General features: G+C 59.6%; 13 protein-coding genes. 12 read left to right on the top strand and 1 reads right to left on the bottom strand.

From position 1 onward, the window contains the following. Position 1 precedes the first annotated feature (1 nt). Positions 2-3202, bottom strand: a complete 3201-nt coding sequence (gene carB / locus DSCA_RS23750) for a carbamoyl-phosphate synthase large subunit (protein ID WP_155318810.1) — start codon at positions 3200-3202, stop codon at positions 2-4. A 362-nt stretch (positions 3203-3564) separates the two neighbouring features. Between carB and DSCA_RS23755 the strand changes: the two genes are divergently transcribed. The 12 genes from DSCA_RS23755 to DSCA_RS23805 all read left to right on the top strand — a co-directional run bounded on the left by DSCA_RS23755 (position 3565) and on the right by DSCA_RS23805 (position 17216). After that, positions 3565-4179 carry a lysophospholipid acyltransferase family protein gene (locus DSCA_RS23755; protein WP_155318811.1) on the top strand — a complete coding sequence of 205 codons (615 nt, stop codon included), beginning with the start codon at positions 3565-3567 and terminating at the stop codon, positions 4177-4179. A 196-nt stretch (positions 4180-4375) separates the two neighbouring features. Further along, positions 4376-4915, top strand: coding sequence for a DEAD/DEAH box helicase (locus DSCA_RS32705; RefSeq protein WP_231716264.1), 540 nt, complete (start codon positions 4376-4378; stop codon positions 4913-4915). Between the two features lie 15 nt (positions 4916-4930). Then, on the top strand, positions 4931-6067 hold the full coding sequence (locus DSCA_RS23760; protein WP_231716265.1) for a DEAD/DEAH box helicase: 1137 nt from the start codon (positions 4931-4933) through the stop codon (positions 6065-6067). A 287-nt stretch (positions 6068-6354) separates the two neighbouring features. Then, positions 6355-7125: an ADP-ribosylglycohydrolase family protein gene (locus DSCA_RS23765; protein WP_155318812.1), complete on the top strand. Its 771-nt coding sequence runs from the start codon at positions 6355-6357 to the stop codon at positions 7123-7125. Positions 7126-7292: 167 nt separating this feature from the next. After that, positions 7293-7535, top strand: coding sequence for a hypothetical protein (locus DSCA_RS23770; protein WP_155318813.1), 243 nt, complete (start codon positions 7293-7295; stop codon positions 7533-7535). Positions 7536-7559: 24 nt separating this feature from the next. Then, positions 7560-8324, top strand: coding sequence for a TatD family hydrolase (locus DSCA_RS23775; RefSeq protein WP_155318814.1), 765 nt, complete (start codon positions 7560-7562; stop codon positions 8322-8324). 580 nt (positions 8325-8904) lie between these two features. Continuing rightward, positions 8905-10671 carry an HlyD family efflux transporter periplasmic adaptor subunit gene (locus tag DSCA_RS23780; RefSeq protein WP_155318815.1) on the top strand — a complete coding sequence of 589 codons (1767 nt, stop codon included), beginning with the start codon at positions 8905-8907 and terminating at the stop codon, positions 10669-10671. A gap of 211 nt (positions 10672-10882) precedes the next feature. Beyond that, positions 10883-13027: an HlyD family secretion protein gene (locus DSCA_RS23785; RefSeq protein WP_155318816.1), complete on the top strand. Its 2145-nt coding sequence runs from the start codon at positions 10883-10885 to the stop codon at positions 13025-13027. 265 nt (positions 13028-13292) lie between these two features. After that, positions 13293-15305, top strand: coding sequence for a preprotein translocase subunit SecA (locus DSCA_RS23790; RefSeq protein WP_155318817.1), 2013 nt, complete (start codon positions 13293-13295; stop codon positions 15303-15305). Positions 15306-15460: 155 nt separating this feature from the next. After that, the gene (locus DSCA_RS33345; protein WP_155318818.1) at positions 15461-15814 is read left to right on the top strand and encodes a four helix bundle protein; all 354 of its coding nucleotides are present in this window, start codon (positions 15461-15463) and stop codon (positions 15812-15814) included. A gap of 103 nt (positions 15815-15917) precedes the next feature. Continuing rightward, positions 15918-16787 carry an efflux RND transporter periplasmic adaptor subunit gene (locus DSCA_RS23800; protein ID WP_155318819.1) on the top strand — a complete coding sequence of 290 codons (870 nt, stop codon included), beginning with the start codon at positions 15918-15920 and terminating at the stop codon, positions 16785-16787. A gap of 72 nt (positions 16788-16859) precedes the next feature. After that, complete coding sequence (locus DSCA_RS23805) at positions 16860-17216, top strand: four helix bundle protein (protein WP_231716266.1); 357 nt, start codon at positions 16860-16862, stop codon at positions 17214-17216. Positions 17217-17234: the final 18 nt, after the last annotated feature.

Raw genomic sequence — 17234 nt, forward strand, 5'->3', positions numbered from 1 at the left:
CTCAGTCGATTACCGCGTGGTAGCGCTGGAGGGACCGCACTTTCGGGGCGCCCTGCCGCCGGGCGGCAATCCCCTTGGCCGCGGCAATGGCCGCCGCGGTGGTGGTGATGTAGGGAATCTTGTACTTGATGGCGGTTTTGCGGATGTTCGAGCTGTCACGGGAGCTTTTGCCGCCGCCGGGTGTGTTGACCAGCAGCTGGACGTCGCCGCATTTGACGGCATCCACCAGGTTGGGCCGCCCCAGGTCGAGCTTGGAGACGGGCGACGTGTCGATGCCATGCGCCTTCAGGAAACGGTGGGTGCCTTCGGTGGCCAGGATCCTGAAGCCCAGCTCCCGGAAGCGGCGCACGGGTTCCAGCGCGGCCGTCTTGTCCCGGTCCGCCACGGTAAACAGCACGGTTCCCTCCAGGGGCAGGACGGACTGGGTGGCTTCCTGGGCTTTGAAAAACGCCCGCCCGAACGAGTGGGACAGGCCCAGCACCTCGCCGGTGGAGCGCATCTCCGGCCCGAGCACCGGATCCACTTCGGGGAACATGTTGAAGGGGAACACCGCCTCCTTGACGCCATAGTGGTGAAATTGCCGCTCTTTGAGATCCAGTTGCGCGATGGATCGTCCCAGCACCACCCGGGTGGCTTCGCGGGCCATGGAGAGGCCGCAGACCTTGGAGACGATGGGCACGGTGCGTGATGCCCGGGGGTTGGCCTCCAGCACGTATACCGTATTGTCGTAGATGGCGTACTGGATGTTCATCAGCCCCACCACATTCAGCGCCGTGGCGATCCGGCGGGTATACTCCCGGATCGTGTCGATGTGCCTGGGCGCCAGGCTGATGGGCGGGATGACGCAGGCCGAGTCCCCGGAGTGGATGCCGGCCAGTTCGATGTGTTCCATCACCGCGGGAACAAAGGCATCCCGGCCGTCGGCAATGGCATCGGCCTCGGCCTCGATGGCATTGTCCAGGAATTTGTCAATCAGGATCGGCCGTTCGGGAGAAAGCTCCACGGCGGCATTGACATAGCGTTCCAGCATGGCGTCATCGTGTACGATTTCCATGCCCCGGCCGCCCAGGACGTAAGACGGGCGGACCATCAGCGGGTAGCCGATGCGCCCGGCAATGGTGCGGGCTTTCTCCAGACTGGCGGCCATGCCCGATTCGGGCTGCAGGATGCCCAGTTCCTGCATGATCCGCCGGAAGCGGTCCCGGTCTTCGGCCAGGTCGATGGTGTCCGGGGGGGTGCCCAGGATGGGCACGCCGGCCTCGGCCAGTTCACGGGCGATATTGAGCGGCGTCTGTCCGCCGAACTGGATGATGACCCCCTCGGGTTTTTCCTTGGCGTAAATGCTCAGGACATCTTCCACGGTCAGGGGCTCGAAGTAGAGCTTGTCCGAGGTGTCGTAATCCGTGGAGACCGTTTCCGGGTTGCAGTTGACCATGATGGATTCATAGCCCGCTTCCCGGATGGCCATGGCGGCGTGGACGCAGCAGTAGTCGAATTCGATGCCCTGGCCGATGCGGTTGGGCCCGCCCCCCAGCACCATGATTTTGGGCCTGTCGCTGACCGTGACCTGGTCGGCGGCGTTGTAGGTGGAGAAGTAATAGGCCGCATCGTCGACCCCGCTCACCGGCACCGGCTCCCAGGCTTCCACCACGCCCATGGCCGTTCGCCGGTCGCGGATGGCGGCCTCGGGAACGCCGAGCAGGCCGGCCAGGTACCGGTCGGCAAAGCCGTCCTGCTTGGCGCGCTTCAACAGGTCCCCGGGGAGTGTCTGGCCCCGGTACGCCAGGATCGTTTCCTCCAGTGATACCAGCTCCTGCATCTGTTCGATGAACCAGGGCTTGATGCGGGTGAGGCGGTGGAGTTCGTCCACGCCGGCGCCCTTGCGCAGCGCCTCGTACATCAGAAACTGGCGTTCGCTGGTGGCCACGGCCAGCCGTTTCATCAGGGTCTCCAGGGGAAGGTCGTGAAAATCCCGCGCAAACCCCAGGCCGTATCGGTTGATTTCAAGGCTTCGGATGGCTTTCTGGAAGGCTTCCTTATAGGTCTTGCCGATGCTCATCACTTCGCCCACGGCACGCATCTGGGTGCCCAGCTGGTCGTCGATGCCGGCAAACTTCTCGAAGGCCCAGCGCGGGAACTTGACGACCACGTAGTCTCCCGAGGGCGTGTATTTTTCCAGGGTGCCGTCTCGCCAGTAGGGAATCTCGTCCATGGTCAGTCCGCCGGCGAGCAGCGAGGAGACCCTGGCGATGGGAAACCCGGTGGCCTTGGATGCCAGGGCCGAGGAGCGGGATGTGCGCGGGTTGATCTCGATGACCACCACCCGGCCGGTATCAGGGTCGTGGGCGAACTGGACGTTGGTGCCGCCGATGACCTCGATGGCCTCGACAATGGCGTAGGAATAATCCTGCAGGCGTTTCTGCAGGGCGGGGGCGATGGTCAGCATGGGTGCCGTGCAGTAGCTGTCTCCCGTGTGGACCCCCATGGCGTCGACGTTTTCAATGAAGCACACCGTAATCATCCGGTTGTTGGCATCCCGGACCACCTCCAGTTCCAGCTCTTCCCATCCCAGGACCGATTCCTCCACCAGCACCTGGCCGATCAGGCTGGCGGCCAGCCCCCGGCCGGCAACCACGTGCAGTTCCTCCACGTTGAACACCAGCCCGCCGCCGGTGCCGCCCATGGTGTATGCCGGACGGATTACCACCGGATAGCCCAGCCGCCGGGCCACGCGCTCGGCGTCGGCCACACTGTCCACGGCCTCGCTGCGGGGCATGTCGATGCCCAGTCGGGTCATGGTCTCCTTGAAGGCGGTGCGGTCCTCGCCGCGCTCGATGGCTTCCAGGCTGACGCCGATCACCCGGATGCCGTATTCCTCCAGCACCCCCTGGCGGTGCAGTTCGGAGGTGAGGTTCAGGGCGGACTGGCCGCCCAGGTTGGGCAGCACGGCGTCCGGACGTTCTGCGGCGATGATTTCGGTAAGGACTTTGACGTTGAGGGGCTCCACGTAGGTCACGTCCGCCAGCCCCGGGTCGGTCATGATGGTGGCCGGATTGGAGTTGACCAGCACGATTTCGTAGCCCAGCGCCCGCAGGGCCTTGCAGGCCTGGGTTCCGGAATAGTCGAATTCACAGGCCTGGCCGATGACGATGGGACCGGAACCGATAATCAGAATTTTGTGGACATCCTCGCGCTTGGGCATTTCCCCTCCCGGGTTGGTGGTTGGCGGTGGCCGATCATGGGCGGTCATGGGGTCATTGAAAATGAACAATGATAGCTAAATTAAGTCGGGATAAAAATCAAGTGGCGGTTGCCGTTGCCAGGACAGTCGGCGGATCGACCGACGGGGCAGACGGGGAAAGACCGTGTAAAATATTTGTAAAAACAACAATATACTTTGTGCCTCCGTCATCGATGACCTATACTCCATCGAATTTAACAGAACAAGTCTCAAAGCCAACACAAACGATCGACGGCCAACCCGCATGGTGCGGACATTCGGCGCCCCTACGCCCCCGATGGCATGGTTTTGAAAGGTGTTCAAACTTTCGGAAGGTGAAAACCATGACTATCCATGAGACGGTTCTCGTCCGCTCCCTGGTGCGCTGGCTGGCCCTGATGTTCTTCAAATTTACGGGATGGCGAACCGAGGGCCGGCGGCCGGCGCTTTCCCGCTATGTCATTATCGCGGCCCCGCATACCTCCAACTGGGATTTTATCTACACCCTCTGTGTGGCCTTCATCTACCGACTCAATCCGGTTATCATGATGAAAGACGCCTGGTTCCGCTGGCCGTTGGGACCTGTGTTCCGCTGGCTGGGGGCGCAGCCCATCGATCGGTCCCGCGCGAATAATGTCGTGGGCCAGTCCATCGCCAGATTTGCCCGGTGCGACCGTCTGGCGCTCGTGGTGCCGCCATCGGGCACCCGCAAGCGTGTGCTGTACTGGAAGACGGGTTTCTATCACATTGCCAACGGTGCCGGTGTGCCCATTGCGCTCGGTTTTCTGGACTACCGGCGCAAAGTCGGCGGTTTCGGCCCCATCGTGCACCCCACCGGTGACATTGACGCCGACATGGCCGTGATCCGCGATTTCTACCGTGATATCTCGGGCAAATACCCCCTCCAGGAAAGCCGGCAGTGTTTCGCCCCGTCAGTGTCGCCGCCGGCTTCCGGTTGAAGCCCGTCCCGGGGAATGCCTATAAAATGATTGCCAAAGCCATTTGACAAGGCTATAAGCCGCTTCAACGGTAAACCGGAACACATGTCGGCCACGGATCCCGTCCGGCCGGCAACCGGTTGCCATACTGAACATGTGACGCCGTCCGGATTCACTCGGGCGGCGTTTTTTATGCTGCCTAAAAGGAAAACGACAAATGAATTTCAAGGAAATCGGCCTGGGTGCCGAACTGCTGCGGGCCCTCGATGATCTGGGGTTCGACTCACCGATGCCGATCCAGACCGCAGCCCTGCCCGAACTGCTCGATGGCCGCCGGGATTTTATCGGCCTGGCCCAGACCGGCACCGGAAAAACCGCCGCCTTCGGCCTGCCCCTGCTCGATCGGGTCGACCTGGCCCGGGCCCGTCCCCAGGGCGTGATCCTGTGCCCCACCCGGGAGCTTTGCCTGCAGATCACCGACGACCTCAAGGGCTATGCCCGCTACCTGCGCAAGATTCGCGTGGCAGCGGTTTACGGCGGGGCCAGTATCGCCCACCAGATCCGCCAGCTGCGCAGCGGCGCCCAGATCATCGTGGCCACCCCCGGCCGCCTGATCGATCTGATGCAGCGCCGGGCCGCGGATTTGTCCGCCGTGGCCACCTGCGTGCTGGACGAGGCCGATGAAATGCTCAACATGGGCTTCCAGGAGGATATCGACCGGATCCTGGCGCGGATGCCGGCCGATCGTCGAACCTGACTGTTTTCAGCGACCATGCCCCCGGGCGTTGCAGCCATTGCCCGCAATTATCTCGACGATCCGTGCAAGGTGTCGGTGGGCGGACGCCGGCGCATGGCCCCCAATATCACCCATTCATGCTACCTGATGAACGAGCGCCACCGCTACCAGGGCCTGAAACGCATCATCGACGCAGCGCCCGGGATTTTCGGCCTGGTGTTCTGCCGCACCCGCAGGGACACCCAGACCGTGGCGGAGGCCTTGATCCGGGAAGGATACCGGGCCGATGCCCTGCACGGCGACCTGAGCCAGGCCCAGCGCGACCATGTGATGCGCAAATTCCGCTGCCGGTCGGTCCGGATCCTGGTGGCTACCGACGTGGCGGCCCGCGGGCTGGATGTGGACGCCATCTCCCATATCATCCACTACAACCTGCCCGATGATCCCGAGACCTATACCCACCGCAGCGGCCGGACCGCGCGGGCCGGCCGTTCGGGCGTTTCCATGGCCCTGGCCACCCCCCGCGAAGTCGGCCGGCTGCGCCACATCGAACGCACCAATGCCATGCGTTTCGAATTTGCCAGATTCCCGGATGGCCGGGCGATCTGCAAGCAACAGCTCGACGATTTTGTCAATCGGATCGTGGAGACCCCGGTGGACCGGGAGGCCTTTGCCGACTTCCTGCCCGCGGTCAGCAAAGCCCTGGCCGGCCTGGACCGGGAGGAATTGATCCTGCGATTCATGGCTCCGGACTTCAGCCGTTTTGTGGACCATTACCGACAGGCAGGTGACATCAATGCGGTCGCCCGTCCGCCCAGGGCCGGCGGGGCCGGGAAAAACCGTCCGGAACGCCCGGGTTCACCGGCAGGAAAGCGCCCGGTTCGCCTCAATGCCAAGGGGTCCCGACGGTTTTTCATCAATGTCGGTCGCCTGGACAACATCAATGAAGGGGCCATTGTCCGCCTGGTATGTGACCATTCCGGCATCCGTTCCCACCAGATCGGCCGGATCGAACTCAAGCGTGAATTCTCTTTTTTCGAAGTGGCCCGCAGTTCCGCCGACAAGGTCCGGCGCAGCCTGAAAGACGTCCAGCTCGATGGCCGGCGGGTGCGGGTCAGCGATGCCGGATACAAGAAAAAAAACGGTAACGGGGTCCGGCGTGCCGCCGGTTGATTTCCCGGCGCTGCAGAAATTCGAATGTCGACTTGCCGTCGGGATCAATTTTGATTAAAATAAACAATCAGGATGCAGGTCTTCTGCCATGCCCGTCGGTGTTGCCCGACACGTTGACGTGCCTGTTCTAATCCCCCCTCGATGGAACCCATCTTGCTGCCGGATCTGTTCAGCGATCATGCTGCCCCATCGGTTCGCACAAACGGCCTGACACGACCTCCATACCTTTCGTTTCAGCGATCCCATACCCTGGGTGGCCCTTTCGACAGCCAAAGGAGGAACTCAAAATGATCGGCGCAATAGCGGGCGACATGATCGGCTCTCCCTATGAGAGCTGCCCGATCAAGACCGTTTCGTTTCCCATGACGGTGGATGCCTTTACCGATGACACCGTCCTCACCGTCGCGGTGGCCAATGCCATTCTCACCGGTACGGACTACCGGACCTCGATCAAGACCTATGCCCAGCGATACCCCAACCTGCCTTACGGGGGGTCATTCTGGCACTGGATCTGGGACCCGAACAGCATTCCATACAACAGCTACGGCAACGGATCGGCCATGCGGGTGTCTCCCGTGGGGTTCGCTTTCGAAACCATCGAAGCGGTTATGCTGCAGGCCCGCCGGTCGGCTGAATTGAGCCACAATCACCCGGAAGGCATCAAGGGGGCCCAGGCGACGGCCCTGGCCGTTTTCCTGGCCCGCAAAAACGAGGATAAAGCGACCATCCGCAGGCAGATCGAAACCCGGTTCGCATACAACCTCGGCTGCTCGATAGATGATATCCGGGCCGGTTACTGTTTCGATGTCACCTGCCAGGGCTCCGTTCCCGAGTCCATCATCGCCTTCCTGGACGCCAGCGATTACGAAACCGCCGTGAAAAACGCCATTTCCCTTGGCGGCGACGCGGACACCATGGCCTGCATCGCCGGCGGCATCGCCCAGGCCTTTTACAAAACCATCCCGGCCGGTATCGTGTTGCAGGTCAGGGAAAAACTGCCCGAAGCCCTGCTGGCCGTGCTGGACCGATTCTGCGATAAATTCAAATGCATCTATTGACGGGATGCTTCCCGCATGGACTTGACATCCGATCTCCAATGGCAAAAATATGGCTTGTACGGCTACAGAAAAAATTCCTTGATTGGATGTTAACATTCCGTGATAATTAGTGAATGTGCTTTCCTACGGTTCTTGCGCAGATAACTGCCACAGCAGGATGACCAAACATGACCCACAATAGAATCAAATTGATGCCCAAGCCCTCTGAAAAAAAGCGGAAACGGCCTGAAAAACTGTCCTATTGGCGTTCGTCGCATCAATGCTTTTCAATCGATTACAAGGGGATCATCACCGAGATCTGCAAAGGTGACCTTGGTTATGGAGAGATGGACCGCCTGGATGGCGTCTTCCATGCCGCCATCGGGTGCAAACAAAAAGGACGCAACGCCTGCCACCTGCAGGAAGCCTAAAAGGATCGATCAACGGTATCGTCGATGACCCGCTCTAATCTGACCGACGCCCATGCCCACCTCTGCGACGCCGTGTTTGACACCGACAGGGATCGGGTACTGGCGCGTGCGCAGGCAGCCGGTGTCGGGGCGGTCGTCACGGTGGGCGAAACCCTTGCCGATGCCCGCAGGAATTTAGATCTGGCCGCCGCCTTCCCGATGCTCAAGGCGGCGGCCGGACTTTATCCGACAATCCTCGACCCGGATCAGGCGGACGAGATGATGGCCTTCATCCGCCACAATCGCCGACACCTGGTGGCCATCGGCGAAGTGGGGCTGGATTACTGGGTGGTGAAAGCAGATTCGGAAAAAGCGCTGCAGAGGGAAATATTCACACGGTTTGTCGCCTTATCGCGGGAACTGGATCTGCCGCTGAACGTTCACTCCCGTTCGGCAGGACGCCACGCGGTGGCCCTGCTGCTGGACAACGATGCCACCCGGGTCCAGATGCATGCCTTTGACGGCAAGGCCGGCGCCGCCCTGCCCGCGGTGGAAGCCGGCTACTTTTTTTCCATTCCCCCCTCCATTGTCCGCTCCCGCCAGAAACAAAAACTGGTCAAACAGCTGCCCCTGTCCTGCCTGCTGGTCGAAACCGACAGCCCGGTGCTGGGGCCCGAGGGGCAAACGCGCAACGAACCGGCCAACCTGACGGTTTCCATAGGGGCGATTGCGCAGATCAAAGCCGTTTCTGAGGCGGCGGTCGTGGAAGCGGTCGTGGAAAATACCCGGCGCCTGTATGGAAAATTCTGACCGGGCATTGAAAACCGGCTGTGCATGGCACAGGGGGTGAGCCGCGGGTTGCCCTGCGGTTGATCATCCTTGGTTTCCTTTCGTTGGACATGCATCAACCAGGCATTGGCCAATTTTATCCACCGGCCCCGTCGTCGTTTTTACGGTTACCATGTTCCTTTGTCGTTCCCGCCTTTCAATCTAACTTTCTTAATTTACAACTATTTTTAATTTATGCCACTCCGTTGCCGATGCCGGGACGCTGGCCGGTCAGGTGCGCGGCCTCGTGGTTAAACAAAGCGGCCCAATGAACAGATCGGCGGCAGCACCCTTCATCCGCTCACTACAGGCAGTTGAAGGTCCGTCGGCAGATGGAATCGCCTGCTGCCTATGCAATAAAAATATCCTTTGGTTTTTTGGAATAAGGCCGATAGCAGTTTTGCGAGTAGATTCGAACAGGCGAACGCGGACTCACTCGTCTGAACCGATGCCGTCAGTCCTTTTGCCACTGTGATGGATTTGGGTCCGCTTGGTTTTCGATAGGTGTACACTTTTCAAGGTGTCACTTTTTTTGCCGGTTTTATGCTAACAAGTTGTATTTATGAAAAAAGTGCTACAGGCGTGGTTGTCTCGCCAGTGCCGGATGGTGCCCGGATCGCTGCATGGTATCCTGCTGTCGGGGCCTCCCGACGAGGGGCCCTATGACCGGATCCTTTCCTGGCCGGAAGAGGGGGGTAATCATGCCCCACTATCACAGGTGGTCCGGGCTGCACTGCGCAGCCGGCAGGCAGTGATAAAGGGCCGCAGCAACACGGTTTCCAAGACGGGCGAGCCGCTGGATGCACTGGCCTGTCCGCTGTTCTTAAGCGACCGGCTGATCGGCGTTGTCGCCATCGAGATGACCCATCGCTCCCAGCCGATGCAGCGGGCAACGGTACAGCAGATTCAGGCAGGGGCCAAGTGGCTGGAAACCATGGTCCTGCTGAACGGGGCAACCGCCAGGGATCAACTGGTCAATCTTGTCGACCTGGTTGCCGCCGGACTGGAAAATGAGCGCTTCAGGGTCGCCGCCACCGAGGTGACCAACGAACTTGCCGCGCGCTTTGCCTGTCACCGGGTGAGTATCGGCTTTATGCGTTACCACCGGATAAGGGTCGAGGCGTTGTCCCACAGCTCCCGGATCGATCAGCATTCGAACCTGGTTCGCGCCATCAGGGATGCCATGGGCGAATCCCTGGATCAGGCCGCCACCGTCGTTTACCCGGCGGCATCCGACGATACCGCTTTGGTTACCCGTTTTCACGAGCATCTGGGCCATTCCCAGCAAGGGGCGGCGATCTGCACCCTGCCGCTGGTAAAAAACGGCAAAGCGGTCGGCGCCCTGTTGCTCGAGCGTGCTGCGGACAACCCCTTTGACGCGGAAACCGTGGCTCAGTGCGAGCAGATCGGGCTGCTGCTCGGACCGGTGCTGGAAAACCGAAGACGGGAAGAACGCAGTTTGCCCGCCAGGGCGCTGGACGCCCTGCAATGCGGATGTGCCCGATTGCTGGGCCCCCGTCACCTGGCCTTGAAAGCGGGTTTTTCGTTGACGGCCGCCCTTCTGGCCTGGCTTTGCCTGGCAAGTGGTGCCTTCCGCATTTCCTGCGATTCCGTGCTGGAGGCAGGCGTCTGCCGGGCCGTGGTGGCGCCGCAGCAGGGCTATATCGCCCAGGCCCACGTCCGTGCCGGGGACCGGGTTCGTTCCGGGGACGTGCTGGCTACCCTGGATGACCAGGAGCTGCGGCTCGAACAGCGCAAATGGCAGAGTCAGCGAGCCCAGCTGATCAAGGAATACCGCAAGGCGTTGTCCGGAGTCGACCGTGCCGAGGTCGCCATACTGAAAGCCAAGCGCGCTCAGGCCGAAGCGCAGCTGAGCCTGGTCGAGCAGCAGATGAAACGCACCACACTGACCGCTCCCTTTTCCGGACTGGTGGTCAAGGGGGACCTCAGCCAGGCCCTGGGTTCACCGGTAACAACGGGCGACGTGCTGTATGAAGTGGCGCCGACCGATGAATACCGGGTGATCATGAAGATCGACGACCGTGATATCGGCCTGATTGCTATGGGGCAGCGGGGGCATTTGAAATTGTCCGGCATGCCCGATCAGGCCATCGCCCTGACCGTCGATCGTCTGACGCCCGTCGCCATCAGCGAAGGCGGGCGCAACTATTTCAGGGTCGAAGCGGTCATGGCGGACCATTCCGACCTGATGCGCCCCGGCATGGAAGGCATCGCCAGGATTGAAATCGGCCGGGAAAAGCTGTTCAGGATCTGGACCCGACGGCTGGTTGACTGGCTGCGATTATTTGTCTGGCAGCGGATGCCGTGATGAAGGGCGAGGAAATACCAATTTAAAAACTCAAAGCGTAATCGTTATCGGTTTACAGTTTTAGGTTCACGGTAAAAAAAACAGAAGGTAGAGGATAACTAGGGCTCTTCTTTTGAGGATTTAAATGTTTGAAAAAACTTTGAACTGTAAACAGATAACCGTGAACAGATACCTAAAAAACCCATAACGCAACCCTCAACACTGACAACCAATGACCGAATCCTTGTTCAGCACATACTGGTACCGCGTCGCCAAGCTCAAACCGGTGCTGCGCGATGCCGTCAGCATTTCCCGGCATGTCTACCGGGGGGCGCCCTGGTATGTGCTGAAAAACCGGTTGAACGGCCGCAGCCACCGGTTCAATGCGAGCGCCTACCTCCTGATCGGCCAGATGGACGGAGGGCGCACGGTGGAAGCCATCTGGGAGAACGCCGGTGGCCAGTCCGACGATGCCGCTCCCACCCAGGACGAATTCATTCGTCTGCTCGGCCGGCTGCACGACGCCGAGCTGATTCAAAGCGACATCCTGCCCAGCACGGTGGAACTGGTCAGGCAGTTTCGCGGCAGCCCCAGCGGCTGGAAACAGCGCGCCGCCAACCCCTTTTCGCTGCGTTTCCCGCTTTTCGACCCGGACCGTTTCCTCGATAGATGGCGTTTTCTGACATCGCCGCTGTTTACGCGAGGGGTTTTTTTTCTCTGGCTGCTGATTGTGCTGACGGCCATGGTCCTCGCCGGCCTTCACTGGCCGGAGTTGGCCGGCAGCCTGTCCGACCAGCTGTTTTCACCGCGCAATCTGGTGCTGCTCTGGCTGGTCTATCCGCTGGTCAAAACCCTCCACGAATTCGGGCATGCCTTCGCCGTGAAGAAGTGGGGCGGCGAGGTTCACGAGATGGGAATCATCCTGCTCGCCCTGACCCCTATTCCGTACCTTGATGCCTCCACCTCCGCCTCTTTTACCGATAAACAGCACCGCATCGCCGTGGCCGCCATGGGAATGGCGGTCGAAATGCTCTTGGCCTCCCTGGCGCTGTTCGTCTGGTTGAACGTGGAAACCGGCCTGATCAGTGCGATGGCCTACAACGTCATGCTGATCGGCGGGGTGTCGACCGTATTGTTCAACGGCAATCCCCTGCTGCGCTACGACGGATACTACATCCTCTCAGATCTGATTGAAATTCCCAACCTGGGGAAACGATCCACCCGCTATCTCGGTTATCTCCTGCAGCGCTACCTGCTGGGGATGGAAGCGACAGCATCACCGGTTACCGCCCCTGGAGAAAAAGGCTGGTTTCTGGCCTATGGGCCGGTTTCCTTCTGCTACCGGATCGCCGTCCTGGTCGGTCTGGTGATGCTGGTGAGCAGCCGCTTCTTTATCGTCGGTATCCTGATCGCCCTGTGGGGGGCCGTCAGTTTGTTGATCCTTCCGGCCATCCGCACCGTGACGCAGTTTCTGAACAGCCCGGCGGCACGCAGCCGGCGGGCTCGCCTGACGCTGGTCGGAGGTACATTGGCGCTGGTTGCCGTCCTGTCGCTTTTCATTCTTCCGATTCCGCTGTGGACCGCCACGCAGGGGGTGGTCTGGCTGCCGGAAAAATCGGCGATCCGCGCCGGGACCGATTGCGAGGTGGTCGATCTGTTGGTGCCCGTGGAGCAGTGGGTAGCCAAGGACAGACCCCTGATCCGCGGGGTCGACCCCCTTCTGGAAACCCAGATCGACATTTACCAGGCGCGCCTGGCGGAACTTTATGCCAGCTACCATGCCCAGCCGTTGCACAAGCGGGTCGAACGCAATCTGTTCATGGAAGAAATCGATCGGGTCAAGGGAGATCTGCAGGACGCCGAACAGAAACAGGAGAAACTGACGGTGCGCAGTCCGGCGCAGGGCAATTTTATTCTGATCGATGAACGCAACCTGCCCGGTCGTTTCGTCAAAAAGGGGGAGCTGCTGGGCTATATCATCGCCGATCACCGTCCCACGGTGCGGGCCGTGGTGCGCCAGGCCGAGATCGGCCTGGTTCGTGAGCACATCACCGGGGTGGCGGTGCGCCTGGCCGAGCAATCGGCAACCGCACTACCGGCAGAGATCGAACGGGTGGTCCCGGCGGCAAGCCTCGATCTGCCGTCGGCCGCCCTGGGAACCGGCGGCGGCGGCGCTATTCCGGTCGACCCCACCGACCCCGACGGCCTGCGGGCGCTGGATACGATTTTTCAGCTCGATATCCGTCTGCCCGAACAGGTGAAAAACCCGCATATCGGCGGCCGGGTCTACGTTCGGCTCGAACACGGCACCATGCCGCTGGCCATGCAGTGGTATCGCAGTCTTCGGCAGCTATTTATACGGAAATTTTTTGTGTGACGGTTGGAAAATGGAAAGTAGAAAATAGAAATTGGAAATTGGAAATTAGGGAAGAACATGCGTTTACGAATGGATGCCTGTAAATTGGCAGAAGCGCTGACAGGCAGGGTCTGTAACACGTTAATTGGTAGGATTAAAAAGACAGTTGGAAATTAGAAAGCGGAAAATTGAAATTAGAAACTGGGGGATGACGACACGCGTTTACGAATTGGATGTCTGCCAAATTTCTATTTTCTAATTTCCAATTTCTCCTCCAGGTACCTTTATGTTTACCAACTCAATAGCAACAGGCGCGCACACCCTGCGCCCCGGCCTGATCGCCGGATGCTACCCCGAACGGGGCGATCGCGAAAACGGATGGCTGGAGAACGCCTTCGCTGCCGTGCGTGGCAGGCTGATGCGATTGACCATCCAACGTCAGGGCGGGTTGCGCAGGATTGCCGCGGCGATCGGACGCCAGGAAGCGGCGTTGACCAAACTTGACCGCACAGGGATAGACCGGCAACGGGTTGACCTGCGTCGACGCTTCCGCAGCCACGGGTTGAGTGACGCGCTGTGCATCCGGGCTTTCGCCCTGATCCGCGAGCTGTCCTCCCGCACGCTGGGCCTGCGTCATTACGATTCACAGCTGATGGGCGGCTGGACCCTGCTGCGGGGACAGCTGGCGGAGATGGAAACCGGTGAAGGCAAAACCCTGACGGCGACCCTGGCCGCAGCCACCGCAGCCCTGGCGGGAATTCCGGTGCACGTGCTGACCGTCAACGATTACCTGGTGGAACGCGATGCAGCATCCATGGGGCTGCTTTACCGGGCGCTCGGTTTGTCGGTCGGCACCGTCACCCAGCGCATGGACCTGGAGCAGCGCCGCGCCGGCTATGCCAGCGACATTACCTACTGCACCAACAAGCAGGTGGCCTTCGATTATCTGCGGGACCGATTACTGCGGGGCAACGACCGCAACCGGCTGCGCCTTCAGTTGAACGCCTCATCTGCGGACGACACACGACAGGAGCGGTTTTTGCTGCGCGGGCTCTGTTTCGCCATTGTCGACGAAGCGGACAGCGTCCTGATTGACGAGGCCCGCACCCCGCTGATCCTGACCCGCGCCGTCGACAGCACCGACGAGCACGCGGTTTATCGACAGGCCCTGGCGTCGGCCCGGCAGCTGGAAGCGGGGCGTGATTTTTTTATCGATGCCGCCTGTCACGGCATCCAGCTCAGCCGGGCCGGGCAGCGCCGGCTGGCCGGTCTCCGGCCCGGCGCCAGGGGACTCTGGCAAAATGCCCGGCGTCGTGAGGAACTGGTCGGCCAGGCCCTGCGCGCCCTGCACCTGCTGCACAGGGACCGCGATTACCTTGTCCAGGATGACAAGGTGCTGATCGTCGATACCAACACCGGCCGGACAATGCCGGACCGCTCCTGGGAACGCGGCCTGCACCAGCTGGTCGAAGCCAAGGAGGGTTGCGCCCTTACCGATGCCCGCGAGCAACTGGGGCGCTTGACCTATCAGCGCTTTTTCAGCCGCTATCTGCGCCTGGGCGGCATGACCGGCACGGCCCGCGAGGTGGCTGCCGAGATCTGGTCGGTATACGGGCTTCGTGTGCAGCGGATTCCCCTGCATCGGCCCGGCCGGCGACAGGGACGTACCCCGCGGTTCTTTTCAGGAACCCGCCAGAAATGGGACGTTCTGGCCACCGAAGTGAAACGCCTGCAGGCCAGGGGGCAGCCGGTGCTGATCGGCACCGGATCGGTGGCGGACTCCGAGACGATCAGCCGTTGCCTGACGGCTGCGGGGATCGCTCATCAGGTGTTAAATGCCCGTCAGGACAAGGCCGAGGCTGAGATTGTCGCTGGCGCCGGCCAAAAGGGACAGGTGACCGTGGCCACCAATATGGCCGGGCGCGGCACCGACATCCCCCTGGGCCAAGGCGTCGCCGAAATGGGGGGCCTGCATGTCATTGCCGCCTGCTGCAACGATGCCAGACGGATCGACCGCCAGCTGATCGGTCGCTGCGCCCGGCAGGGGGAACCCGGCAGCTACCAGGTGCTGCTGTCACTGGACGATGCGTGGGTCCGGCTGAACTGCCGACCGATACTTATCAAATTGCTGCGCCGCTTTACGACAACGGACAGTCTGCTGCAGCGCCGGCTATGTCGAGCGATCATCAGGCGCGCCCAGCGGAGCGTCGAGCGCCGGCATCGGGAAGCACGCCGGGCGTTGCTGCAGCAGGAGCGCCAGACGGACCGGATGTTGGGGTTTAGTGGGAATAGGGAATGACCAGGAAAGATAAATAACAATAATCAAAACCCAAATAACAAATAAATTACAATAACCAAAAGACAAATCACAATGGTCAAAAATCAAATGACAACAAAATATCAAAAACCGTAACCATCAGCGGTTTGAAATTTGAAATTAGAAATTGGGCATAGATGAAAAGGGTTTACGAGTTGGATGTATACAAATTAGCAGAATCGTTATCAGATATGATCTGGCACGATTTTGATAAGTGGAACAAGAAAGTTCAATACACGGTGGGCTATCAAATAATTCGATCATCCGACAGCATCGCTGCCAATATAGCGGAAGGGTATGGTCGGTATACTCCCGCTGACAGGAAAAAATTTTATCTGTATTCCAGAGGTTCACTTGAAGAGACCAAAACGTGGTTGCGAAAACTCATCCGAAGAAACGTTTTATCCGAGTCAACCGCGAAAGAATACAAAACAATAATTGATAAACTTGGCCCAAAATTGAATGCATTCATCAATAGTACAAAAGCATGAAAACCAAATTTCTAATTTCAACTTTCCACAAACGTGTGCATTTGGAAATTGTTTTTTGTAATTTGTTAATTCCGTTTCATCCGGAATAGGAGATAGTACGATTATGTTCATTCTAAATAAGAAAACCCTTTTTATTCTGACGCTGTCCATCTTCTTCCTCTCCGCCACCCCCGCCTGGTCCGAAACCGCCGAATACGACGGCCTGATCGAACCCTGCGAGGTCGTCGAGATCGGCGCCCCGGCGGAGGGGATTGTCGCCAGGGTGATGGTGGAGCGCAGCAGCCTGATCAAGCAGGGGCAGGTGCTGGTGGAGCTGGAGTCCTCCGTGGAGCGCGCCGCGCTGGCCAAGGCCCGCACCATGGCGACCTTCGACGGGGAAATCGACCTGCAGCAGGCCCAGCAGGCCTTTGCCCGGCGGGTTCATCAGCGCGTCCGGCAGCTATCGGTGATTTCGCCCCAGGAAAAGGACCAGGCGGCCACCGAGATCATTCTGACCGGCCATCGTCTTCAAAAGGCCCGCGAGAATCGGATCCTGGCCGAGCTCGATCTGCAGAAAGCACGGGCCGCGCTGGCCCGGCGCTCGATCAAAAGCCCGATTTCAGGGGTGGTGGTGGATCGCTACGTGTCGCCCGGTGAATATGTCAACAACCAGCCCCTGCTGCGGATCGCCCAGATCGATCCCCTGCGGGTCGAGGTGATCGTCCCGGCCCGCATGTTCGGCCGCATCAATCCGGGAATGGTCGCGACCATCATTCCCGAGTTGCCGAAATACGGGGAACTGACCGCCACCGTGACCATCGTCGACAGGGTCATCGATTCGGCCAGCAGCACTTTCGGGGTGCGCCTGGAACTGCCCAATGCCGACCAGCAGATGCCCAGCGGGTTGAAGTGCCTGGTGCGGTTTGAGATTGAGGAGGGGGAGGGGATGAAAATGGCCGCAGCTGGAGAAGGGGTTGATCAGACAAAAAATTGAAATCAATTAGTAAAATAGCGGTTTGCGGTTCACAGTTTTCGGTTCACGGTGAAGAAAAACAGAAGATAGAGGATGACGATGGGATCTTCTTTTGAGGATTTAGAAGTATGGAAAAAAGCCTGCAGGTTATCTGTACGTCTTTACAAATTATTAGGAAACTGCCGCGATTATGGGATGAAGGACCAAATGCTGCGCTCATCTGTATCGATTCCGTCGAATATTGCAGAAGGAAGCGAAAGGAAAAGTTCTCCGTATTTCCAAAGCTTTATCAATATTGCACAAGGATCGGCTGCAGAACTGAGAACACAGGTTTATATCTCACGCGAAGTCGATATCTTGTCTGATTCAGATGCGAAAGAATTAATAACGGAATTGAAATCAATCTCCAAAATGCTTCAATCATTGCATCGTTCATTGAACCGGCCGTGAACTGTAAACTGACAACCG

The organism is Desulfosarcina alkanivorans (assembly GCF_009688945.1).
Taxonomy (GTDB): domain Bacteria; phylum Desulfobacterota; class Desulfobacteria; order Desulfobacterales; family Desulfosarcinaceae; genus Desulfosarcina; species Desulfosarcina alkanivorans.